This is a genomic window from Micromonospora sp. NPDC050276, from assembly GCF_044459545.1.
Classification (GTDB): Bacteria; Actinomycetota; Actinomycetes; order Mycobacteriales; family Micromonosporaceae; genus Micromonospora.
In genome coordinates this window covers 311,113-333,978 of sequence record NZ_JBITJA010000005.1, presented here as the reverse complement: position 1 = coordinate 333,978, position 22,866 = coordinate 311,113, and the positions used below count along the sequence as shown (strand labels likewise).

The following is a 22,866-nucleotide window of genomic DNA, read 5'->3' as shown; positions in this document are numbered from 1 at the left end:
CCGCCGTGAACCCCTTCACCCGCCTCATCGACCGGCTCCGGCGACCGCTGCGCATCCGGCTTGTCGGCCCCTCCGACCAGACCGCCGCCGCTCTGCACGGCGTGGCGCACATGGTCAACCGCCGCCCCGACATGAACGGCCGGCGCATCCGCATCGACCTGACCATCCGCGAGAAGCCGCTGGAGGAATGGCGATGAGCAACGGCACCGAATCGGCGGTACGCCTGCTGATCCTGCTCGCCATCGGCACCATGGCCGGTGCCGCCGCCTTCACCCACGTTCATGACCTGTCTGTCGCCCACGGCCAGCCCGATTGGATCGGCTGGGCCAACGCGGTGGCGGTCGAGCTGATGGCGATCTACCTCGGGTTGGAGATCCGTGCCCGGCGGCGTACCGGTCGCCCCGTCGGCCTGGTCGGGTCGCTCCTGGTGGCGTTCGCGCTGCTGTCCCTCGCGGCCCAGGTCGCAGAGGCCCAAGCGTCGGTGTGGGGCTGGATCGTGGCGGCGGTGCCGTCGCTGGCGTTCCTCGCGTTGGTGAAGGTCGTCCTGTCCAACGCCCCGGTTGCCCAGCCGGCCGACGAGCCGGACCAGCCGACCGCGTACCAGTACGAGGAACCCGCCACCGTCGAGCCGGTCCGCCCAGTGGAGCCGATCCCGTCCATTGCCCCGGCCGTGGTGCCTCCGCGCACTGTCGTTCCGTCCAACCGGCCGCACGTCGTCGGGATCATTCAGTGACCGCTCCGACCCTGCCCGGCCTCGAACCCGCCCCGACCCCGGTTGCACCTCGGCCGGGGTCGCGGGCGGCCCGCATGGCGCTGCCTCGCTCGGTCGACGTGCTCAAGGAGATCGCGGCCGAGTACGGCGTCTGCGTCCGTCCACTCGCCATGCGCCGCACGGACCTGAACACCGGGCTGACCGAAGTCATCGACCTGCCCTGTGGGGCGACCCGCGAGGACAAGTGCGCCCCGTGCGCCAAGAAGAACCGTCGGCTGCGGCAGGCGCAGATCCGGGAAGGCTGGCACCGCGACGACGAGCCGCTACCGCCGCCGGACCCGGCGACCGAGGAACAGAAGGCGCTTGTCCTGCTGCGCGGGCACCTGGAGTTCTCCCGCGACGAGGCGTCCCGAGCGAGCGAGTGGGACCAGGTCACCGACCTCGACGAGGCAATCCGGGAAGTCGAAGAGGCGATCACGGCCGAAGGGCTCCGGGGCCGGATCGCACCGCCGCACTCGACCGGCGACGAGGACCAGGACGACGAGGACAACGGCCGGCGCCGCAAGCGCTCCACCAGGCGGCGGCAGGATGCGCCGGACCTGCCTCGGCGCAAGGTCGAGCGCCGCACGGTCGGCAAGACCTACACCGCGCCGGACGGCTCGACCTACCGGCCGTCGATGTGGCTGACCCTCACCCTCGATTCGTACGGCCCGGTCCGCCCCGACGGCACCCCGGTCAACCCGGCCAGGTACGACTACCGCCGCGCGGCCTGGGATGCCGTGCACTTCCCCCGGCTGCTGGACCGGTTCTGGCAGAACCTGCGCCGCTGCGAGGGCTGGAACGTTCAGTACGCGGGCTGTGTCGAGCCGCAACGCCGTCTCGCCCCACACGCTCACTTCGCGATCCGGGGCACCATCCCGCGTGACGTGCTGCGGACGGTGGCGGCGGCGACCTATCACCAGGTGTGGTGGCCCTCGGTCGACGTGCAGCGGTACACCCTTGACCGGCTGCCGGTCTGGGACGAGCAGGCAGCGGCGTGGGTCGACCCGGAAACCTGTGCGCCGCTGACCACTTGGTCGGAAGCACTCGACGCGATCGACGACGACCCGGACGCCGAACCGGTGCACGTGGTGCGCTTCGGCTCCCAGGTCGACGCACGCGGCGTCATGCCCGGCACCGAGGACGCCGAGCGGACTATCCGGTACGTCACGAAGTACATCACCAAGCACACCGGCGACGTTCACCAGATCACGAGCGGTCGGCAGCGGGCGCACCTGGATCGGCTGTGGCAGGAACTCCAGGTCACCCCGTGCACCGAACGTTGCGCGAACTGGCTGCTCTACGGCATCCAGCCGCGCAAGGCACACGCGAAGCTCAAGCCGGGCCGCTGCAAGGGCAAGGTCCACCAGCGCGACACCCTCGGCATCGGCGGCCGGCGCATCCTCATCTCCCGCGACTGGTCCGGCAAGACGCTCAGCGACCACAAGCACGACGTACGGGCCTGGGTGCGGACGCTGCTCGGCGTGAGCGTCGGCCTGGACGCCGTCGACGACCAGGGCATGACCGCCGAACCGGTCCGGCACGCCTGGGAACTCGCCCGACCCGACGACCCCGACGTGGGTCCGCTCGCCCACCGACTGCTGCGCTCGATCAGCGAACGCGCCCGGTGGCGCTCCGAACTCCTGGCCGCGAAGGACCGCGCCGCGCAGCTCCCCGACGCCGAACCGAGAACGGGAACGGACGGCACAACGGGGGAGAGGCTTTGATGACGGCGAACGATGGACTCTGGACGGTCCGGGACGTGGCGGCGTACCTGCGGGTACCAACCGAGACGCTGTACCGCTGGCGAAAGGTCAAGTACGGACCGCCGGCAGCCCGGGTCGGCCGACACCTGCGGTACGAACCGGAGACGGTCCGGTCATGGGTACGTGAGCAGGCGGCGGCCTGATGGGGCACGTAGAGGACCGCTGGTACAGGGTGATCCGGCACGAGGGCGGCCGGAAGGAGCGGATCAAGTCGGATCTGTTCGGCAAGGGGATGCGCTACCGGGTTCGGTACATCGGTCCGGACGGCCGCGAACGTAGCCAGTCCTTTCCCGACCGGGCCAAGCGCGAGGCTGACGCGTTCCTCGTCTCCACCGAAACGGACAAACTCCGAGGCTCCTACGTCGACCCTTCCGCCGGCCGGATGACCTTCGCCGAGTACGCCGAGAACTGGTTGCGTACCCGCTCCTTTGACGAGTCGACCCGGGAGAGCACCGAGTTCCGAGTACGAAAGCACCTGCTCCCGTTCTTCGGATCTCGGCAACTGGCCTCGATCAAGCCGGGTCATATCCGGGAGTGGGACGCCGGGATGGTCGGCAAGCTGGCCCCGGCAACCCGGGCCGTCGTCTTCGCCCACCTGCGGACCATCCTGGGCGCGGCGGTCGACGACGAGCGGATCGCCAAGAACCCGTGCTCGGCGGCCTCGGTCAAGCCGCCCCGGCCGGCGCAACGTCGCGTCGTTCCCTGGCGGGCCGACGAGGTTTCGGCAATCCGCGGTGGCCTCGCCGAGCGCTACCGCCCGATGGTTGACATGGGGGCCGGTTGCGGGATGCGGCAGGGCGAGATCTTCGGTCTGGGCGTCGATGACGTCGACCTCGACTCGGGCTGGGTGCACATCGTCCGGCAGGTCAAGGTGGTCCGTTCCCGGCTGGTCTTCGGCTTGCCCAAGAACGACCGGGACCGACGCGTACCGCTGCCTGACTCGGTGGCTCAGTCACTCAAGGAACACGCCGAGAAGTACACCCCGCTCTCGATCACCTTGCCATGGGAAGACCCGTTCAGCGACGAGCGGGTGACGGTGCCGCTGATCTTTACCACCACTCGGCGGGGTGCGATCAAGCGGGCGACTTTCGACGGCAAGAGCTGGCGTCCGGCGGTCGAAGCGGCTGGCATCGTCCCGACCAGGGCGACCGGGATGCACGCCCTACGCCACTTCTACGCCTCGGCTTTGCTCGACGCGGGGGAGAGCATCAAGGCCCTCGCCTCGTACCTCGGGCACTCCGACCCCGGCTTCACGCTCCGGGTCTACACCCACCTGATGCCGGCCAGCGAGGAACGCACCCGTCGAGCGATTGACGATTTGCTTGGATCCAGTAGCAGTCTGTGACGGCGACGCATGTTGTGGTGGCAGCCCGACAGGTTGCCTGCGCGGTCAGGATGAATACTGGCGTCGAGGTCCTATTCTTTCATCGTGACAGAGATCGAAGCCTCTAGCGGATGGGGGCAGCTCGCACGCGTCCGCTACGTGGAAAACGAGCGCTGCGTGTACATCGAGATGCCAAACGGGTCGATCGGCTGGGTGGAGTCCCCGAGGCCGGTGAATTATGAGCCGGGCCAAGTGATCCTGATTTTAGGGGATAAGATTGAAGTCGCCCCTGAAGGTCTCTGGAAGTCCGATACGTGGGTGGCAGTCGTTCGTATTAAGAAGGACGACTGCACGGTTGTCGAGTTTGGTGGAAGTACGCGTATTGTCCCACCGGGCGGTGTTCCCCATGCTGTTGGGAACACCGTCGAGGTGTCTGCGGACGGCGTGCTTCGTGTATTGGACGAAAAGCCGATCCGATTTCTTGATCTGCCAGAGCTTGATGATGGGATGATCAGCAACTTCATCGATCGCCGCGACCGCGAATTGCAGTCGTTCGCTGATTTTGGAGGCTTGGAGAGTGTCATCACTCGCGCTCGCGAGCTCATAGAGCTGCCATTAAAGCATCATGATCTCCTTGAGAGAATCGGTGCGCGTCGGGTAAAGGGAGTGCTCTTTACTGGCGAGCCTGGGACAGGAAAGACGATGCTTGCGCGTATCATAGCTCAAGAATCCCAAGCAACGTTCTACCAGATAAACGGGCCCGAAGTCGTAAGCAAATGGTTCGGGCAGAGTGAAGAGCTGCTTCGCAAAATTTTCGCTCATGCAAAGCAACAAGAAAGTGCCATCATATTCTTTGATGAGATTGATAGCATTGCCGGGCAGCGTGACGATGAAGCTCATGAAGCGTCAAACCGCTTAGTTGCTCAGTTGCTGACCTTAATGGATGGGTTTAATGCTGACAGCAATGTCGTCGTCATTGCAACAACCAATAGGCCGCATGATATTGACGTTGCCCTGAGGCGGCCTGGCAGGTTTGATTGGGAGATTCACTTCCCTCTGCCAGGTCGCGGAGATCGAGAGCAAATTTTAGCGGTCTCTGCGCGCCGGTTGAGAACCGTGGATCCTTTGCCTCACGCCTTTGTGGCCGCGCGTACCGACGGCTGGAGTGCAGCGGCCTTGGCGGGAATCTGGACCGAGGCAGCACTTCTTGCCGCAGCTGATCGCCGAGATTCAATCATGGCTGAAGATTACATTGGTGGCTTTGAGCGGGTTGAGGAATGGCAGCGCCAAAAGGCAATCAAATCGGTGGGGATTAAATGAACTTTTTCAAGCGTCGGATCGCTAGCCTGCGACGTCGTAGGAGGATTAAGGCGGCTAGATCTCTTACGACGCCCCTTCGCGAATTCGTTTATCTTGATGAGGTTAGCGTTTACAGTTTGCTCGCTTCCCGGCAGGGTGCACTAGCCTCGGAATATACAGACACAAGCACCAGCGCTGCCCGGGGAGAGCTGTCGGGAAAAATTGGCTTGGGCGCGGGAGCCACGAAGGGTGAGCTGTCGTCGAAGAGGGAGCAAACCTATACGCAGTCCTCGCAAGTCCTTCGCAAGTCGACGGTTCAGGCCGCCTTCAAAGAGTTGTATGAGGGTGAGGAGGGTCGACTGGGTGTTACGCCCTTGAGGGTGAACGAAAGCCCGCCTCGGGTGCGCTCGTGGCAAGACCTCGCGACGAACTTCACTGATCCAATTTATGATGGTTGGGTTATCCGGCCGTCAAATTTGGAAAGAGGGTTGTTGGTCGAGCTTGAGATCGAGCTTTCAACCCATTCGATCTTCAAGATGACATCAATCATGTCGGCTTTGTCGGCTCTGATAGTCGAGAATCCAGAGCTTTTTCCGCAAGCCGAATTTCCGCAACTTCAAGAGGTTGCTGCCGTCAATCGGGTGCTAGACAAGTTGCTCGTTGGGCTCATCCCACTTAGATGCCGCGCGCTCGACTACTACGTAGTGGACTTTGGTGGTGAAAGAGTTGCAGTTCATACTCGCTTGACGGAGCACATTGCTCCAGATTTGCAATATGCCCCGAGACCTCTCCATGTAGTTGGAGTTACTGAGGAACGCCTCTATTGGAAGGATGTGCGGCGGGTGCTCTTCACTGGGCAGCGCTTCCGAATCCTTTCCAGATTGAATGCTGGCGGCGTGCGAAGCAGCTGGGTTCCCGTAAAGCTTGTAGATGTTCTGCGGGACGTTGTTCCCGATTTGGCGGCTCAGGTCGAGCAGGCAGGCAGAGCATTCGGTCAAAATTCAGCCTCGCAAGGCCTGAATGATGACCGTAGCGCGACCGTTGCCCTTGCATTAATTGCCTATTCTAGGCTTCTTGCGGAACACTATGACGTTGTAATCGATGCCGATCAGGAATCGGCGTTCACGGCCCTCGCTGCACGTCATTGTCGAGAGTTCGAGGGCTATGACGCTAGGCGCCGTGCGTTCGAAGCCATCGCAAACCACTTCGCGACGACTTACACGGTCAAGGTCGATTCCGTTGTGGCTGCTCAACTTCGCTCGGCTGCGCTGGCGGACACGCTCCTTCTGCCCGATGGTCAGCCGGTCGCGGTGTCTGCCTCGACGAGTCCTGCGCAACCCAAGCCGACCGACGAGATGCTCTTGGACGGCGAGGTCGTTGCGATCTACTGGTAGCAGCGACGGCCTGGCGACGGCCTGAGGCGGCTGTGGCTGTGCTCCATCCCTGTTCAAGGGGTCTACCACGGTCATAATCCGGCGTACAGGTCGACTCGTCCGTCGCCCACCAGGTCGCAGCCTCGATCGGGGCTGCGAGCTTTTCATGTGGGGTCGCCCGCTAGCGGTTGGTCGGCAAGCGCTTCTGATCAGCAGCACCGGCCTCGGCGTAGCGATCGGGTTGGCTTTCGATCTCCTATTCTGGGTGTTCACGAACACATTAGTGAGCTTGCGGGGAAGAGAGAGCTTGCTGGACGAGCGCGAGGACGAGCGGAAGAACCTGATCGTTTCCACCGACCGTCGCAGTGGAGTCTGCACTGTGTGGCGCCCCGTCGACGTCGACCAACTGGACGCCGGACTCCTTTGCGATCACGACGCCCGCAGCCGTGTCCCACGGCTTGTTGTTCAGCATGATGAAAGCATCGATCTTGCCATGGGCCAGCCATGCCAGGTCGATTGCGGCCGATCCGTGCATGCGGATCCGTTGAACATTCCGAACTAGTTCATCCGTGATAGCGAGCCGCTGAGCGTTTTTGGTTGCCGCATTAGTTCCTACAGCGTAGTCTCCGATAGCGACGACGGAATCTTTCAAATCTGCTGTCCGGCTGCAAAGGATACGCTCCTCGTTGGCGAAGGCGCCGTATCCTTCAGCGGCGTGGTAACGAGTGTTCAGGAATGGTAGATCAATAATGCCTAGGACTGACCTTTTCTCGTGGATAAGGCCGAGAGAAATGGCGCACAGGGGTGAGCCGTGCACGAAATTGACGGTGCCGTCTACTGGATCCAGTGCCCACATGAGTTCCGTGGCATCACCGCTCAGGCCGTGCTCCTCGCCGAGGAAGCCGATGTCGGGTGCCCTGGCAGCCAGGAGTTCGCGGACCTGTTGCTCGATGGCATAGTCCACCTCGGATGCCATGTCGCGGTCACCCTTGCGGGTAAGGGTGCCAGGCTGAAGGGTCCGCATGATGTGATGCGCCAGATCGACAGCCTCGTTTGCCAGGGGCAGGAGGTGCGCAAAGTTGCTCATAGGTCGCGGCCTCGTTCCCACAGCGAAGTGAACATCGCGTCGAACACCGTGTAGAGGCCGGAAGTGATAGCGGTGCGCTCCACGACCATCGTCGGGGAGTCAACTCCACGCATTTGCGGTAGGTAATGCTGGACAACGCAGAGCCGGTCGTCAATCAGGAGCATGTTGACGCGGATGGTTTCGTCGTACACACGGATGGCCAAGCGTTCGCGGGCGTCTGTCGGAAGCCGATTGCGAATGCGCCCGGCGAGATTCTGGATGTTGAGTTCGGTGAGCGCGCTGAGGCGACCGTCTGGATAGTCGTCCTCACGCTCTTGCCTCCTGATTGCGTCGCCAGCAGGGTCGAGAAACAGGCAGCGGAGATGGGTGCCGGCGGCCAGGAGTTTGAGGAGTTGGTTGTCGGCATACTGCTGGCAGAGGATGTTGAGCGACAGGCCAGCGGCGCGGATGTCCGTAGCGTCGTCGAAGAGGACGTGTGGTGGCATCTTCGCGGTGAACTCCGACCGGCTCAAGTAGATCGCGGTGACGTCGGAGTACCGCTCTCGGGTATCTTCGCCAACCGGTCGGCTGCGGTCGGCGCATTCTTCCTGGGCGGAAATTGCCCGTGTGGGGTTGCCACCGTCGCCGCCAGGACGGTGGGTGGCCTGGGATGGGTGTTCACCGAGAAGCAGTGTCATCCGCGCGTGACCGGGCATGGCAAGGCCGGTGCAGATGCGGGTTAGTACGTCGATGCTGCTGACTCGACGGGTGCCGCTGGTGATCTCGCTGACCTGAGCCTGACTGAGGCCCGTAGCAACGCCGAGGTGGGTTTGGCTGGCGCGGGTTGCGCGCTGGACCAAGCGGAAGACCCGTGCAATGTCGCGGGCGGCCAAAGCGTCGATCATGTCGGTGGCGTCCCAGAGTGAAGGAGGCACGGTGAACGCTGTGGCTGCCCTGACACTCATTCGTGTGGCTCCTTCCCAAACCTGGGGTGGTGGTCAGCTTATCCGGTGGTCATATAGCCGGAACTGATCGTCATCCAACGTGGATGAAAGTTATCTGCTCGGTTACTACCCGCTGTGATGGATTGGCGATTGCTGCGCCTGACAGGTTCGGGGCATGTCAGGAGAGGGATCAGCTAAGCGGACCATCTGGCGGGGGTCGCGGTGATCGGGACGATGAAGGCCGGCGACGTGATCCACCTGACCACCGCGGCGAGCGTGCAGTTTCTGCGCCCCATCTTCGTATGCGTCATCCGCGAGCTGCCAGAGCGGCACACGTACGACGGATGGGTCTGGATCGAGGGTTACCAGCTGAACGCGGCGGGCGACGCGGTCGCGCGGCGCGAGTTGTACGTGATGCGCGCGGGCGTGCGGATGCAAGCCCTGCCCGTCACACCGACCAGGCCGGCGAAACGTCGGCGGCGTCCGGTGCGGGTCGGATGACCGCGCGCCCACGCCCACACCTGCCGATGCGCCCGGCCTGGCTGTGCCGTAACTGCGCCGCGCCCTGGCCGTGTGGCCCAGCTCAGCTCGCCCTCATAGCCGAGTTCTACGGTCATTCGATCGCGCTGGCGTTCTACCTGGCCGCGTCGATGCAGGAGGCGATCGACGACGCGTACGGCCTGGGGTTGCGCCCGGACCTGTCCGCGCTGCACGCCCGGTTCCTCGGCTGGTTGTCGCTGGCGCGACGGTCGCACCGGTAGCAGCGAACGCACCGGCCGGGTGGGCAACCCACCCGGCCGGTGTCGAGTCAGAACTTCAGTGCTTCTTGAACACCGGCATGGTGTCCAGCGTGGTGGTGATGTTCTGCGTGGTGCCGCCCCGGTACGTCTTCCCGGTGAAGATGTCGGTCCAGCTGTTGCCCGGCGGGAACCACACCGACGTGGTGGCGGTGTTCCCGGGCGTGGTCACGGGTGCGACCAGGTAGTCCGGGCCGTAGAGGTACTGGGATCCGGCGGTGGCGTACGCGGCCTGCTCGTTCGGGTACGCCAGGTACATCGAGCGGACGATGGGCGTACCTGTGCGGGTGGCCTCCTTGGCGGCGGCGTAGGTGTAGGGCTGCAGTTCCTTCCGCAGGTTCAGGAACTTCTTGGCCGACGCGTTCGCCTCGGGGCCGTACTGCCAGGGCAGCCGGTCACTGTGGTTGGAGTGCAGCCGGTCGATCGGCTGGAACGTGCCGAACTGCACCCAGCGGGCGTAGAGGTCGTCGGGCAGCTTGGTGCTGCCCGGCTCGGTGCCCGGCTCCTGGAGGCCGCCCGTGTGCCCGCCGATGTCGTGGCTGACCGCGGCCAGCCCGGTCGCGGCCGACTCGCCCGGCGTGTAGCCGACCTCCATCTGCAGCGTCGACCAGTCGGAGGTGGTGTCGCCGGTGAAGTGCAGCGTGGTGCGCTTGTCGGCCCACGGTCCGGTCGACACCGGGGTCGGGCTGCTGTAGCCGCCGGCCTGCAACGAACCGTACGCCCGGGAGAACGCGAAGCCGGTCTTGTCGGCGTACTGCTGGTTGATCCACGCGTCAGCGGTCACCCCGGCGAGCGAGGATTTCGTGTTGTCGCAGCACCAGTCCAGCCACCAGAAGTCCGGGCCCTTGCTGCCCTTCGGCAGCATCTCGTCGTGCAGCTGCAGGTACGCCTTGAGCTGGTCCGGGTCGCCGAAGTCGAACGTGTAGCAGTCGGCACCGCTGTTGCAGCCGACGCGCTGGAGCTTGCCCTTCGCGGTGGCCTGCGCCTGCGCGAACGTCGGGTCCGAGCCGAGGATGCTCGGGTGGATGTTGATGCCGGTGTGCAGGCCCTGCTTCTTCGCCCAGTCGAAGAACGCCTTCGGGTCGGGGATCCGGGTGGGGTCGATGCTCCAGCCGTTCCACTTGTCCGGCGCCTTGATGTCCGTGTCGAGAACAAGAACATCCATGGGTACGCCTTCGGCCTTGGCCCGGGTCACCAGGTTCTGGAATTCGGTCGCGGTGCGGTCGTAGTACTCGGAGTACCACACCCCGTACGCCCACTTGGGCAGCAGCTTCGTGGGCCCGGTCAGGGTCGACAGGTCCAGCAGAGCGCGGGTGAAGTCCTGCCCGTACGCGAAGACGTAGCCGTCCTGCTCGGCGGCGGGCCGGGGCTTGGTGGTGCTCAGGGCCGAGGCCGAGTCGTCGAGCAGGTACCAGCCGTCCTGGTAGAGCAGGCCCGGGGCGGTGAGCGCGGAACCGGTCACGCCGTCCAGGCCCCGGCGGTAGCCGCCGAGCGGCGCGTGCGGGGCGAGCAGCGGGGAGTCCTTGCTCGTGACGGCGACCGTGTCGACGTTGACGTTGCAACTGGCGTCCGTGGGGCAGCCCAGCGTCACGGTGTTGGTGCCGCGCTCGAGGTGGACCGGGACGGAAACGGTGTTCCAGTAGTCCCACCCGCTGGTCGGCGGGAGGGTCGCCGTGGCCGGCGCCGCCGCTCCGGCCGTGACCGACATGGTGCGCGCCTGGCTCGGCTGGGCGCCGGCCTGGCTGTTGGCGTAACGGATCTGCACCTGGTAGTCACCCGCGGACGGAACGTCCGTCACGGTGAGCGTGACGGCGGACGTGGTGCTTTCCAGGCCAGCCAGGAATCCCGTACCGGAAGCGCCGTTGTGGTCGTTCGCGGGCTTCGCGCCGCCGGTCAGCGCGCCGGTCTCGGCCTCGCCCAGGGTGCCGAACCGCAGGGGCTGCGGCTGGGGCGGGGCCGGTGCCGGGAACGCGTCACCCGGGTTGACCACCGCGAGGCTGTCGACGTTCACGTTGCCGGAGTCGTTGGGACCCCGCACGACGCTGATCTCGTGCCGACCCGCGGTGAGGTCGACCGGCACGCTGGCCAGGCCCCAGGTGTCCCAGTTCGCGGTGGGCGGCAGTGTCAGCATGCGGCCGGCGTCGCCGTCGACCTGAACCGTCAGGGTGCGGGCCACGTTTTGGCCGTCGCCGCCGGTGCTGTTGGCGTAGCGGACGGTGAGCTGCTTCGTGCCGCCTGCTGGCGCATCGAGCGCGAAGGTGGCCGAGTCGCCGGACGAGGCGAAACCGGCCGCGAAGCCGCGCCCCGTGTACCCCCGGTGGTCGGTGGCCACGCCGGGGCCGCTCAGCTGCAGCGATTCGGCCTCGCAGAGCGCGCCGAAGGTGCACGCCGGGGCGGTGTGGCCGGCCCAGGGGCGGCCCTGCACGAGCTGCTTGCCGGTCTTGAGCTGCACGGTGAGGTTGTCGGCGGTGAACGCGCCCGAGCCGACCTGGTACCGCAACGTCATCGCACCGGTGTCGATGGTGAGCCAGCCGTGCTCGATGCGCTTCGTGAAACGGGTACGCGGGAAGTCGTCGCGCCCGATGGCGTTGAACGTGGCGGCGTCGGTGAAGCTGCCGTTTTGCTGGTACTCGGTGCGGATCAGGGTCGGGGACAGCACCTCGAAGCGGGCGTCGCCCGACCGGACCGCCCCGTCTTGCGCCCGGTGGTGGCTGGCCTGGGCCGGCGCGGACGGAGCGAGCGCCAGCCCCGTGATGAGAACGCCGACTGCGGCGGCTGCCGTCGCGCGGCGGCCCGGTGAGTTCCGATAGAGCAAGATGCGCTCCTCGTCTCATATGGAGGAAATGAGTCGATGACAACGCTGTCACTCGCCCGAAACGCATGTCAACGGATCTTGGAGGGTGTCCCTTCTCTCTTTCGCGCACGACCGCCAGCTCAGCCGTACCGGCGAGATGCTCACTCGACCTGCTGCCGGGCGTCGTACCGCCACAGTTGCGGCACGGCCCGGGTCACGCCCGCGACGGCGACGATGGTCAGCACCCCGCCCATGGAGATCGCCCAGCGCGGTCCCCATGCCGCGCCCGCCACTCCGTGCAGGAGGTTGCCGATCTGCGGGCCGCCCATGGTGATCGCGATCATCGACCCCTCGATCCTGCCGCGCAGCGCGTCATCGGTGCTCGCCTGGCTGATGGCCCGACGAAACGTGCTGAGCACGAAGTTCACGCCCCCACCGACCAGGAGCACCGCGGCGGCGAGCCACAGCTGGGGTGCCAGCCCGACCAGCACGACCGTCGTGCCCCACGCGACAGCGGCGGACACCATCAGCACACCGTGCCGGTGGGCGCGGGTGAACAGCCCCGACACCATCCCGACCGCGAACACGCCGGCCGGGTAGCTGGCGTAGAGCACGCCGAGCTCGAAACCACCCCCGGTCGCGCCGCCGAACTCCCGCTCCGCCAGCTCCGGGTAGAGCGCCCACGGCCCCCCGAACACCATCGCGGCCAGGTCCACCGCGATCAGTGCCACCAACAGCCGCCGGGAGAGCAGGTAGCGGAAACCGTCCAGCACCTGGCTGAGGATCGGACGACCTGCCGCCGCCCTCGGGCCACCCGGGCCGGGCCTCCCGGGTGCGGGTGCTTGCGGTGGGAGCGGGGGCAGCCGGAACACCGACCACGCGACGACCAGCAGCGCCAGCGTGTCCAACAGATACAGCGTGCCCAACCCCACCACCGGGATCAGCGCTCCGGCCAGCAGCGGACCCACGATCGACCCGGCGTATCGGACCAGCGCACTCAAACCGTTCGCGGCGGCCAGCAGGTCGGCCGGCACCAATCGGGGCACCGCGGCGCCCATCGCCGCCATGATTGCTCCATAGCTGAGGCCCTGGCCGGCGACCAGTGCCATCAGCACCGGCACCGACCGCAGATCCAGCGCCGCCTGCACCCACAGCCCGGCGTACGTCAGCGCGAGGCAGCCGTCGGCGACCAGGAGCAGCCGACGCCGGTCCATGGCGTCGGCGAGAGCACCACCCCACAACGCCGAAACCACAAGCGTGGCCAGCGACACCGCCGCCGAGGCCCCAACCGCCGCGGACGAGCCGGTCACCGTGAACAGCTGCGTGGGAATGGCGAGCGCGCTGAACGAACCACCCACCGCGGCGATCACCGAGGCGACCCAGAGCCGGCGGTACGCGGGGATCGTCAGCGGGCGCCGATCCACCAGATACCCAGACAGCTTCCGACGCCCGACAGGGTCGGTTCCGCTACCGGCGCTCCGGCCAGCTCTGGCCGCCGTCGACGTTCCCATGCCCGCACCCTCCGGTCGGTCTCTGCCGGCGTTGGCCGGCACCGACCGATGCTGGGCGTTGCCCCAAGGGAAAGGTCCAGTCCGATCCGGGGACGCGCAGAGCAGGCACCGCCCCCACGAAGGCGGCGCGCGGTCAGCAGCGCGGTGCGTCGAGGGGGGCGGCGCCGGCGAGCGCTTCGACCGTCGCCGTCGGGGTCGGCGAGGGCGGCGCGGCGCTCATCGTGGGGCTCGGCGGGGCCGAGGGTGAGCTGCTGGGCGGGGCGGCGCTGGCAAGGGTGGCCGTGGTGCGTTGCACCTGCCTGGTGACCATCCGGATGGCCGTGGCGGTCGCCTGGCGTCCGTACACGTCGGTGACCCGGATGCGGTAGGGCCCGGGGCCGAGCCCGCCCTCGACGGTCCAGTAGTTGTCGACCTGGCGGGCCGCCTTGCGGAAGCCGCCGCTGGGCCCGGTCGCCTCGACCGAGCGGAGCGGGTTGCCGTGGTTGCCGACCTGCACCGCGAACCAGTATTGCGAGGAGCCGCCCTTCATCCGGAAGGTGAGCCCGCCGTCGAGCGGGGGGTTCACCACCGCCCGGTACGTCACGGACACGATGCCCTGCGACCGGTCGGCGATCTTGGCGAACGCCTCGTCGGAGAGGTCGATCTTGTTGGATCCGCACCCGGCGCACCGGTCCATCACCATGACCCGGACCTTGCCCTTCGGGCCGCTCACGTCCAGGTAACTGCCGCAGGCCGCCGCGCCCGCGTACTGCGACGAGCCGAGGGCCACGTAGAGCCGGTCCGCCGGCGGGCCCGGGAAGGAGCAGGTGCCACCCGAACGGCCCGCGTCGTAGAAGCTGGCCTTTCCCTTGTGGACCGCGCTGCCCGTCGGGGGCGCGGCGCAGGCCGGCGTGGCGCCGCCGCGGACGACGAGGGTGATGCCGAGTACGGCGGCCAGGGCGGTGACCCCGGCGCCGGCCAACCAGTGTCTGACCCGCCGATTCGACCGGAGCGTGCCGTTGGTTCCGGCCGGGGCGTCGTTCTCGGGGGCCGTGCCTGGTGCTGCCGTCACGGCGCCTGATGTTGCCGCACCATCTCGCGGCAACGCAACAACGGTGCCGGCCGCCGGGTCTCGTGCAGCGAGCCCGACCTCCGTACCGTGGAAAGCGGAGCAGCGTGCCGTCGTCCCGTAGCACTGCTCGATCAGGGCTGGTCACTCGCCGGATCGGCGGGGCCGCAGTCCGTTGAGGGCGGTGGAGACGACGAGGTCGGCGTACTCGGCGGTGAGCGGCCCGCGGCGGTGCAGCCACCGGTTGAGGAGGGGCCCCCAGATCATGTCCACCGCGACGTCGAGGTCGATGTCCTCGGCGATCTGGCCCGCCTGCTGGGCGCTGCGCAGGCGCTGCCGCTTGGCCTCCTTCAACGGCCCGTCCAACCGTTCGGCGTACGCCGCCGCCAACTCGGGGTCGAGCGCGATCTCGGTGGCCAACGCGCGCATCGGTTGCTCGTACCGGGGATCGTTCATTTCCTCGACCGTGGCGCGCAGCACCAGGGTCAGGTCCGCGGCCAGGTCGCCGCTGTCCGGCAGGGTCGGCGGCCCGCCCTCGGTGGCCTCGCTGAGCATGAGGAAGGCGTCGAAGATGACCGCGCCCTTCGACGGCCACCACCGGTAGATGGTCTGCTTGCCGACGCCGGCGCGCGCGGCGATGCCCTCGATGCTGAGCTTCCCGTAGCCGACCTCTTGGAGCAGCTCGAAGGCCGCGGTGAGGATGGCGCGTCGCGAGGTCTCTCGGCGGCGGGCCGTGTTGGGCGTCATGGGGCCCGACGATACCAGCGGCGAGACGGACCGTCTCGTCTTGACGTCATCGCTGACGGAGCCTAACCTTTTCGCCAAGCGAGACGAACCGTCTCGTCTCGTGTCAACCGAGCGGAGATTCACCGTGCGCACCTCATCCGACGCCGCCCCGCGTACCTGGTTCATTACCGGCGCCAGCCGTGGCCTGGGCCGCGCCTTCACCGAAGCTGCCCTCGACCGGGGTGACCGGGTGGTCGCCGCCGCCCGGACGATCACCCAGGACGACTTCCACGAGCGGCACGCCGACCGGCTGCTGGCCCTCACCCTCGACGTGACCGACCGGGCGGCGGTCATCGCCGCCGTGGACACCGCCGTCGAGCACTTCGGCCGGCTCGACATCGTCGTCAACAACGCCGGCACCCTGTCCATGGGCATGATCGAAGAGTTCACCGAGGCCGAGGCGCGCGCCCAGTTCGAGGTCAACCTCTTCGGCGCGCTCTGGGTCAGCCAGGCCGTGCTGCCGCACCTGCGCGCCCAACGGTCCGGCCACATCGTGCAGGTCTCCAGCATCGCCGCACTCGGTGGCTTCCCCAGCACCGGCCTCTACAGCGCGAGCAAGTTCGCCCTGGAAGGCATGAGTGAGGCTCTGGCGATGGAGGCGGCGGCCTTCGACATCACGGTCAGCATCGTGCAGCCGGGCGGGTATTGGACCGACCTCTACACCAACGTGCACGCCACCACGCCGATGGACGCCTACGCACCGCTGCGCGCCGAATTGGAGCGCCAGTGGGCGGAGGGCTCGATCGACAGTGAACCCCGGCTGGCCGCCGAGGCGCTGCTGCGTCTGGTCGACAGCGACGACCCGCCGCTGCGGCTCCTGCTCGGGAGCATGGTGTACGACCTGGCCTTCGACATCTCCCGCCGCCGGATGGACACCTGGGCGGGTTGGGAGCAGGTCAGCCGGGCCGCCGAGCAGGCCGTCGCGGCCCCCGAGCAGACGCACTGACGAGCCGTATCGCCACGAGCCCGGGGTGCGGCGTTCTAGGCTCCGAAATATGGCGGCGGCGTGCCCACTCCAAATGCCACATAAGTCCGGGCAGTGCCTTCACCCCATGATTTCTCCTCGCGAGGCGCAAACCGAGACGGAGAGGAAACACGCATGGCTGTCAAGACCAAGACTCGTCCCGGCACCACGGAGATTCGGCCGTTCACGGTCGACATTCCCCAGGCGGACCTCGATGACCTGAAACGGCGCATCGCGGCCACCCGCTGGCCGGAAAAGGAAACGGTCAACGACCAGTCGCAGGGTGTGCAACTCGCGACCATCCAGACGCTCGCCAGGTATTGGGAGAAGGATTACGACTGGCGCAAGGTCGAGGCGAGGCTCAACGCCCTGCCGCAGTTCATGACCGAGATCGACGGCCTCGACATCCACTTCCTCCACATTCGCTCGCAGCACGAGGATGCGTTGCCGCTCATCGTCACCCACGGGTGGCCCGGCTCCGTGATCGAGCAGCTGAAGATCGTTGACCCGCTCACCAACCCCACGGCACACGGCGGCAGCGCATCGGACGCCTTCCACCTGGTGATCCCCTCGATGCCCGGCTACGGCTTTTCCGGCAAGCCGAGCAAGCCCGGCTGGGATCCGGAACACATCGCCACTGCCTGGACGGAGTTGATGAAGCGCCTCGGCTACACACGGTTCGTGGCGCAGGGCGGCGACTGGGGCGCGCTCATCTCGGAGATGATGGCGGTGCAGGCGCCTCCGGAACTGCTCGGCATCCACGTCAACATGCCGGGCGTGTATCCGCCGGACATTGATGCGCTGCTCCAGTCCGGTATCACCGGAGCCAACAACCCCCTGGATTCGCTCCCGGCTAATCTCTCGAACGACGAGAGGCGCGCCTGTGAGCAGGCGGACTTCTTCTGGAAGCACTCCAGCTACGCGCTCGAGATGGGTCGCGCGCAGACGTTGACCGGCTTGGCCGATTCGCCCGTCGCCTTGGCGACCTACCTGCTCGACCACGACGCGGCCAGCCTGAAACTGCTCTCTGAGTCCATTGCCGGGCAGCCCAGAGGCATCACACCCGAGGATGTCCTCGACAACATCACGCTCTTCTGGTTGACGAACACGGGGGTTTCCTCGGCCCGCCTCTACGCCGAGAACGCGCTCTCCTTCTTCTCCGCCAAGGGCATCTCCATCCCGGTCGCGGTGAGCGTCTTCCCCGACGAGCTGTACGAGGCGCCGCAGAGTTGGGCCGAGCAGGCGTACCCGAACCTCATCTACTACAACAAGCTCGACGTGGGCGGGCACTTCGCGGCCTGGGAACAGCCGAAGATCTTCTCCGAGGAGCTTCGGACCGCCTTCCGGTCGCTGCGGTAGATGGCCGTGCACCTGCCCCCGCTGAACGGGGCGGCCGAGTGGCTCAACTCCGAGCCACTCGGCCCCGCCGACCTGGGCGGGTGCGTCGTCCTGGTCAACTTCTGGACGCTGACCTGCATCAACTGGCTGCGCCAGGAGCCGTACGTCCGGGCCTGGTCGCAGGCGTACCGCGACGACGGGCTGGTCGTCGTCGGGGTGCACACCCCGGAGTTCGGATTCGAGCACGACGTCGACTGGGTGCGGCGGGCCGTCACGGCACGGTCGATCGACTACCCGGTCGCCGTCGACAACGACTACGCGATCTGGCAGGCCTTCGACAACCACTACTGGCCGGCGCTCTACTTCGTCGACCGCGACGGCGTCATCCGCGACGAGCACTTCGGCGAGGGACGCTACGAGCAGTCCGAGCGGGTGCTCCAGCAGCTGCTCGGCATCGAGCGGGACCCCGTACCCGTCAAGGGGGTCGGCCCGGAGGCGGAGGCCGACTGGAACAACCTGCGCACGCCCGAGACGTACCTCGGTTTCAGTCGCGGCGACCACTTCGCGTCGCCGAACGGCCCGGCCCTCGACGAACGCCGCGCCTACGACCTCCCGGGAAGCCTGGGCCTCAACCAGTGGGCCCTGGCGGGGGAGTGGACGATCGGGGCGGAGAACGTCACGCTCGACCGGGCCGGCGGCGGCATCGCCTTCCGGTTCCACGCCCGCGACGCGCATCTCGTGCTGGCCCCCGGGCCGGGACGGTCGATCCCGTTCCAGGTGCTGCTCGACGGGAAGGCTCCCGGCCCGTCCCACGGCGTCGACGTGGACGCCGACGGCAACGGGGTGCTCCAGGACGGTCGCCTCTACCAGCTCGTACGCCAGGACGACGCGGTCCGCGAGCGGACCCTGGAGATCACGTTCGGCGAGCCCGGCGCGGCCGCGTACGCCTTCACCTTCGGGTAGTCGAACTCGCCACACGCCCCGGGCCGCTCAGCGGCGCAGGTCGACCACGCTGACCGTGCCGGAGATCGGCGAGATGTTGTGCACCTGCGTGCCGGGGCGGAGTCGGGCGTCGCCGGCGTAGCGGTCGGCGAGGGCCTTCTCCGCGGCCTCGTCGCCGTCGTCGGCGGCGAGCAGCAACGCGGCGATCTCGTCCACGAGAGTGAGGTCGGCGGTGCTGAGGTCCTCGGTCATCGCGCCGAAGCCGTCCCAGAGCAGCAGCTCGTCCTTCTGCCGGTGGGCCAGTTCGATCAGGACGTAGTCGTGGATGAACCAGTCGCCTCGGATCGGCAGCTCCGGGCTGACGCCGTAGCGCTCGGGGTCGATCGTCCCGTCCCGGTACGCCGACCACACCCGCGCCGCCGAGTCGAAGAGCCCGGCCTTCGGGTCGATGTCGTAGCCATCGAACCCCCAGTTACCGGCCGGGTCGAGCTCCGGGTCGGCCCAGACCCACCGGTGGCCGTTCCAGTACTCCACCAGCACGTGGTCGTGGTGCCAGTCAGGCGCGAAGTACGAGGCGAAACCGACCCGGCTGCGGCTCGGAATGCCGTGCTGCCGCAGCACCGCGACCGAGAGCAGCGTGTGGTCCCGGCAGCAGCCGGCCACCCGGTCGACGGCCGGACGCTCCGCGGCGAGGGGCAGCGCAAATCGGGACTGGTCGGTGTCGAGGATGCGGTCCACCCAGCGACAGTTGACCTCCTCGAGCCGGTCGGGGGGCAACTCGACCCCACCGGCGCGGTAGTGGACGATCACGTTGCGGACGGTCGCCGCCACCGTGGCGATGTCAGCCGGGACGGCGTCGAGCAGCGCGGCGTGCCGACCGGGATCGCTGTACGGGGAGTGCTGCCGGTAGTCATCGACGTTCATGCGACGAGTCTGCCTTCTCGCGCCGGGCGGTGGGGGCAGCCGGCCTGCAATATTGTCGACTGCCATGACGACGCCCGAGATCACCATCGCCACCCCAGCGGACCGCGAGGCGGTGGTCGGTACCCTGGTTGCCGCGTTCGTGAAGGATCCCGTCCTGCGGCACCTGTTCCCCGACGAGGACACCTACCCCCGGTACGCCGCCGCCTTCTTCGGGCACCTCTTCGACAAGCGGGTGCACCGATCGTCGATTTGGACGATCGCCGGCGGCGCGTCCGTGGCGATCTGGGAACCACCAGCCGGGCAGCCGGTTGCCGTGCACGGGTCGCCGGGCGAAGCGCCCTACCCGGCCGACGTGCTGGCCCGGGTCCAGGGCTACGACGACACGATGCACGCCGCCCTGCCGACCTACCCGTTCTGGTACCTCGGCGTGCTGGGCACCCACCCGGACAGCGCCGGACGCGGTTGGGGCCGGGCCGTCATGCGGGCCGGGCTGGATCGCGCCGCCGCCGACGGACTGCCGGCGATCCTGGAGACCAGCAACCCGGGCAACGTCGAGCTGTACCGCCGGGCCGGCTGGGAGGTGCTGGGCTCGCTGTCGGAGCCCGTACCCACCTGGATCATGCAGCAGCCACCCCGCTAGCGGCGCCCGTCTCCCGCCGAGATCTTGGACAGTTTCCGCTCGCGCGCTCGCGAGCCCTGGCACCGCCGTGGACCCCACGTGTTCCACACCGACGACCAGCGGTCCCAACGCCTCGGTGAGCGACGCGTGGACGGCGGTGAACCGCTGCCCCCAGGCCGGGTCGTACTCCTCGATGACGACGGACCCCCAGGTCCGTGGCAGCTCGCCCACCAGGCCGGCGTCCACCTGCTCCGGGGTGCCGTGGAAGCGCTGCACGACGTCCTGCGGGTACTCGGCCACGTCAACCTCCTCGAAGAAGCAAAGTCCGCCAGGCTACGACACGACGATCGGTGCGGGCTGACCCGACCGATGCGGGCACCGGATGTCGGGTCGGCCACCTGCCCTCCGGCCTAGCGTGACTGCTCGAAAGGGAAGGAGATCCTGGTGCTGGAGCGGCTCAACGAAGCCATGACGTACATCGAGCGGCACCTCGACCAGAAGATCGAGGTGGCCGAGCTGGCGCGGATCGCGCTGACGTCGGAGTACCACTTCCGGCGGCTCTTCTCCGCGCTGGCCGGGATGCCGTTGTCCGAGTACATCCGTCGCCGTCGGCTCACCGTCGCCGGGGCGGACGTGCTGGCGGGGGAGCGGACGTTGCTCGACGTCGCGGTGCACTACGGCTACGGGTCGACCGAGGCGTTCGCCCGGGCGTTCCAGGCCGTACACGGCGTGGGTCCCGGAGAGGCTCGGCGTACGGGGGCGACGCTGCGCGCCCAGCCCCGGATGTCCTTCCGACTCACCGTCGAAGGGAGCGGCAGCATGGAGTACCGAATCGTCGACAAGGACGCGTTCGCGCTGGTGGGGCGCAAGGCCCGGGTCCCGCTGGTGCACGAGGGGATGAACCCGGCGATCGTCGCGTTCATCCGGAGCATCGACAAGGAGACGACCGAGCGGATCGAGGCCCTCTCCGACCAGGAGCCGAAGGGGATCGTCAACGTCAGCGACAACCTCGCCGACAGTCGGGCCGAGGGCACGGAGTTGGACTACTGGCACGGGGTGGTCACCAGCGCCGTGCCGCCGGAGGACATGGACGCGTTGCCGGTGCAGGCGGGCACGTGGGCGGTGTTCACCACGTCGGGCGCGTTCCCGCAGGCGGTGCAGTACCTGTGGCGGGACGTGTTCACCCAGTGGTTTCCGTCCAACCCGTACCGCAGCCGATCTGGACCGGAGATCTCCCGGGTCCGGGTCTCCGCGGACGGCACCGAGGCGGACGCTGAGCTGTGGATTCCCGTCGAACGGGTACCCACCCCTATGTAGAGTTCCGATACAGTTGCCGGATGCGGATGACCATTCCGGTAGCCAAGGTGGTCGCGGCGCTGCTCGCCGAGCCCGACGCGCAGCGCTACGGGCTGGACCTGATGCGGATGACCGACCTGCCCAGCGGCACCCTCTACCCGGTGCTGCACCGGCTCACCGAGGCCGGCTGGCTGGCCGCCGACTGGGAGGAGATCGATCCCGTCGCGGCCGGCCGGCCCGCCCGCCGCTACTACCGGCTCACCGCCGTCGGGGTGACGCAGGCCCGCCAGGCGCTCGCCGACCTGCGTGCCGCGATCCCCGACAGTCGTCCATCGTGGGGCGGCACCGAGCCGACCGGAGCGCCGGCATGGTGAGCCGACGCGTCGCCGAGTTGCTGTTGGAGATGGCCGCCCGCCGCTGGCCCGCCGACGTCCGCGACGACCTGCGCCGCGAGTGGGCCGCCGAGTTGCACGTGCTCGCCGAGAGCGGCCGCCGGACGAAGATGCTCGGCTTCGCCGCGAGCCTCGCGGTGAGCCGGGCCGGCACTCCGGTGGTCGACCGCAGCGTGCTGCACCGGCGGGCCCGCCGCACGGCAGCCGCGCTGCTGCTGTCCCCGCTCGCCTGCGTCGGCATCGTGGTCGGCAGCGCCTACGCCCTGTTCCCGATCCAGGTCTGGCTGACGAGAGCGGAGTGGGTGCAGAAGCCGATCTGGACGGCGCTCACCGTCGGGATGGCCGTGCTGCTGGCGGTGATCGCCGCGCGCTGGGCCCGGCGCACCGCACTCGACGGTCCGCTGCGCATCGCGATCGGCGTGGTGCTTCCCATCGGCGCGACGGCTGTCGTGTTCCTGTCTGCCATCTCCCCGGACGACCTGGCCACCTTCGTACCCGGGCTGCTGCTCTGGTTGGCCGGCCTGACGCTGGCCCTCTGGGCCGCGGCGAGCCTCGCCTCCCGCAATCGCCTCCGTGCGGCCTGGTGGGTGGGCGTCCTCGGCGCGCTCGCCGCCGCCGACCTCGCGGTGATTCTCGCCGTTTTCGACGCCGTCTCGGCAGGCAGTCGCGCTGGCCCGGTCAGCGGTCCGACACCATTGGGCGGCGTCGACCACATCTCCGCGCCGCTGTGGCTCCTCGTCGCCTGGACGGACTGGAACGTGGGCCTACCCCGGCCCGCCATCCCATCGGAGATTTTCCACATCATCACCAACGAGGTGCTGGCGGAACCCATGCTCTACCTGGCCTGCATGCCGTACGCGCTCGCGTACACCATTCGGGCGGCCCGGTCGGCGCCCGCCGCGCCCGTCGCCCTCGCGCCGACCCCGGTGTGA

At 67.7% G+C, this 22,866-nt stretch carries 23 protein-coding genes and 1 pseudogene; 16 read left to right on the top strand and 8 right to left on the bottom strand.

Going from position 1 to position 22,866, the window contains the following annotated elements; all coding sequences use genetic code 11:
* Positions 1–5: 5 nt before the first annotated feature.
* The 7 genes from ACIBF8_RS12905 (at position 6) to ACIBF8_RS12875 (ending at position 6,534) form a co-directional block, all read left to right on the top strand.
* The gene (locus tag ACIBF8_RS12905; protein WP_357393477.1) at positions 6–197 is read left to right on the top strand and encodes a hypothetical protein; all 192 of its coding nucleotides are present in this window, start codon (positions 6–8) and stop codon (positions 195–197) included.
* Positions 194–733, top strand: a complete 540-nt coding sequence (locus ACIBF8_RS12900) for a DUF2637 domain-containing protein (protein ID WP_396782859.1) — start codon at positions 194–196, stop codon at positions 731–733. The genes ACIBF8_RS12905 and ACIBF8_RS12900 overlap by 4 nt, the downstream gene beginning before the upstream one ends.
* Positions 730–2,478, top strand: coding sequence for a replication initiator (locus tag ACIBF8_RS12895; protein ID WP_396782857.1), 1,749 nt, complete (start codon positions 730–732; stop codon positions 2,476–2,478). The genes ACIBF8_RS12900 and ACIBF8_RS12895 overlap by 4 nt, the downstream gene beginning before the upstream one ends.
* Positions 2,478–2,660, top strand: coding sequence for a helix-turn-helix domain-containing protein (locus ACIBF8_RS12890; protein WP_396782856.1), 183 nt, complete (start codon positions 2,478–2,480; stop codon positions 2,658–2,660). The genes ACIBF8_RS12895 and ACIBF8_RS12890 overlap by 1 nt, the downstream gene beginning before the upstream one ends.
* A complete protein-coding gene (locus tag ACIBF8_RS12885) occupies positions 2,660–3,862 on the top strand; it encodes a tyrosine-type recombinase/integrase (protein ID WP_396782854.1) in 1,203 nt (400 codons plus the stop codon). Before ACIBF8_RS12890 ends, ACIBF8_RS12885 begins: the two co-directional genes overlap by 1 nt.
* A gap of 84 nt (positions 3,863–3,946) precedes the next feature.
* Positions 3,947–5,161 carry an ATP-binding protein gene (locus tag ACIBF8_RS12880; RefSeq protein ID WP_396782853.1) on the top strand — a complete coding sequence of 405 codons (1,215 nt, stop codon included), beginning with the start codon at positions 3,947–3,949 and terminating at the stop codon, positions 5,159–5,161.
* A 359-nt stretch (positions 5,162–5,520) separates the two neighbouring features.
* The gene (locus ACIBF8_RS12875) at positions 5,521–6,534 is read left to right on the top strand and encodes a hypothetical protein (RefSeq protein ID WP_396782851.1); all 1,014 of its coding nucleotides are present in this window, start codon (positions 5,521–5,523) and stop codon (positions 6,532–6,534) included.
* Between the two features lie 259 nt (positions 6,535–6,793).
* On the opposite strand, the gene ACIBF8_RS12870 is transcribed toward ACIBF8_RS12875, so the two are convergent.
* Positions 6,794–7,600: an inositol monophosphatase family protein gene (locus ACIBF8_RS12870; RefSeq protein ID WP_396782850.1), complete on the bottom strand. Its 807-nt coding sequence runs from the start codon at positions 7,598–7,600 to the stop codon at positions 6,794–6,796.
* Positions 7,597–8,544 carry a DUF5919 domain-containing protein gene (locus ACIBF8_RS12865; RefSeq protein ID WP_396782848.1) on the bottom strand — a complete coding sequence of 316 codons (948 nt, stop codon included), beginning with the start codon at positions 8,542–8,544 and terminating at the stop codon, positions 7,597–7,599. Before ACIBF8_RS12865 ends, ACIBF8_RS12870 begins: the two co-directional genes overlap by 4 nt.
* Before the next feature lie 213 nt (positions 8,545–8,757).
* Here ACIBF8_RS12865 and ACIBF8_RS12860 point away from each other — a divergent pair, with 213 nt between their 5' ends.
* Complete coding sequence (locus ACIBF8_RS12860; protein ID WP_396782847.1) at positions 8,758–9,024, top strand: hypothetical protein; 267 nt, start codon at positions 8,758–8,760, stop codon at positions 9,022–9,024.
* Complete coding sequence (locus tag ACIBF8_RS12855) at positions 9,021–9,284, top strand: hypothetical protein (protein WP_396782846.1); 264 nt, start codon at positions 9,021–9,023, stop codon at positions 9,282–9,284. The genes ACIBF8_RS12860 and ACIBF8_RS12855 overlap by 4 nt, the downstream gene beginning before the upstream one ends.
* Positions 9,285–9,339: 55 nt before the next feature.
* On the opposite strand, the gene ACIBF8_RS12850 is transcribed toward ACIBF8_RS12855, so the two are convergent.
* From ACIBF8_RS12850 to ACIBF8_RS12835, 4 genes are all read right to left on the bottom strand, one after another.
* Positions 9,340–12,135: a TIM-barrel domain-containing protein gene (locus ACIBF8_RS12850; protein ID WP_396782845.1), complete on the bottom strand. Its 2,796-nt coding sequence runs from the start codon at positions 12,133–12,135 to the stop codon at positions 9,340–9,342.
* A 140-nt stretch (positions 12,136–12,275) separates the two neighbouring features.
* Entirely contained in the window at positions 12,276–13,538 is a 1,263-nt protein-coding gene (locus tag ACIBF8_RS12845) for an MFS transporter (protein WP_396782844.1), read from the bottom strand.
* 220 nt (positions 13,539–13,758) lie between these two features.
* Positions 13,759–14,676, bottom strand: coding sequence for an expansin EXLX1 family cellulose-binding protein (locus ACIBF8_RS12840; protein ID WP_396782843.1), 918 nt, complete (start codon positions 14,674–14,676; stop codon positions 13,759–13,761).
* A gap of 141 nt (positions 14,677–14,817) precedes the next feature.
* Positions 14,818–15,420, bottom strand: coding sequence for a TetR/AcrR family transcriptional regulator (locus ACIBF8_RS12835; RefSeq protein ID WP_396782841.1), 603 nt, complete (start codon positions 15,418–15,420; stop codon positions 14,818–14,820).
* Between the two features lie 124 nt (positions 15,421–15,544).
* Between ACIBF8_RS12835 and ACIBF8_RS12830 the strand changes: the two genes are divergently transcribed.
* The 3 genes from ACIBF8_RS12830 to ACIBF8_RS12820 all read left to right on the top strand — a co-directional run bounded on the left by ACIBF8_RS12830 (position 15,545) and on the right by ACIBF8_RS12820 (position 18,724).
* Entirely contained in the window at positions 15,545–16,405 is an 861-nt protein-coding gene (locus tag ACIBF8_RS12830) for an SDR family oxidoreductase (protein WP_396782839.1), read from the top strand.
* 153 nt (positions 16,406–16,558) lie between these two features.
* Positions 16,559–17,782 (top strand): epoxide hydrolase family protein, encoded by a 1,224-nt coding sequence (locus ACIBF8_RS12825; protein WP_396782838.1) that lies wholly within the window; start codon positions 16,559–16,561, stop codon positions 17,780–17,782.
* On the top strand, positions 17,783–18,724 hold the full coding sequence (locus tag ACIBF8_RS12820; protein ID WP_396782837.1) for a redoxin domain-containing protein: 942 nt from the start codon (positions 17,783–17,785) through the stop codon (positions 18,722–18,724).
* A gap of 27 nt (positions 18,725–18,751) precedes the next feature.
* Here ACIBF8_RS12820 and ACIBF8_RS12815 read toward each other — a convergent pair whose 3' ends face one another.
* A complete protein-coding gene (locus ACIBF8_RS12815; protein ID WP_396782836.1) occupies positions 18,752–19,627 on the bottom strand; it encodes a transglutaminase domain-containing protein in 876 nt (291 codons plus the stop codon).
* 64 nt (positions 19,628–19,691) lie between these two features.
* Between ACIBF8_RS12815 and ACIBF8_RS12810 the strand changes: the two genes are divergently transcribed.
* A complete protein-coding gene (locus ACIBF8_RS12810) occupies positions 19,692–20,267 on the top strand; it encodes a GNAT family N-acetyltransferase (RefSeq protein WP_396782835.1) in 576 nt (191 codons plus the stop codon).
* Between the two features lie 102 nt (positions 20,268–20,369).
* Here the strand turns inward: ACIBF8_RS12810 and ACIBF8_RS12805 are convergent.
* A pseudogene (locus tag ACIBF8_RS12805) lies at positions 20,370–20,477 on the bottom strand (hypothetical protein); the annotation flags it as partial.
* 213 nt (positions 20,478–20,690) lie between these two features.
* Here ACIBF8_RS12805 and ACIBF8_RS12800 point away from each other — a divergent pair.
* From ACIBF8_RS12800 to ACIBF8_RS12790, 3 genes are read left to right on the top strand one after another with little or no spacing between them, the layout of a single operon-like run.
* On the top strand, positions 20,691–21,563 hold the full coding sequence (locus ACIBF8_RS12800; protein WP_396782834.1) for a GyrI-like domain-containing protein: 873 nt from the start codon (positions 20,691–20,693) through the stop codon (positions 21,561–21,563).
* A 20-nt stretch (positions 21,564–21,583) separates the two neighbouring features.
* A complete protein-coding gene (locus ACIBF8_RS12795; protein ID WP_396782833.1) occupies positions 21,584–21,916 on the top strand; it encodes a PadR family transcriptional regulator in 333 nt (110 codons plus the stop codon).
* The gene (locus tag ACIBF8_RS12790) at positions 21,910–22,866 is read left to right on the top strand and encodes a hypothetical protein (protein WP_396782832.1); all 957 of its coding nucleotides are present in this window, start codon (positions 21,910–21,912) and stop codon (positions 22,864–22,866) included. Before ACIBF8_RS12795 ends, ACIBF8_RS12790 begins: the two co-directional genes overlap by 7 nt.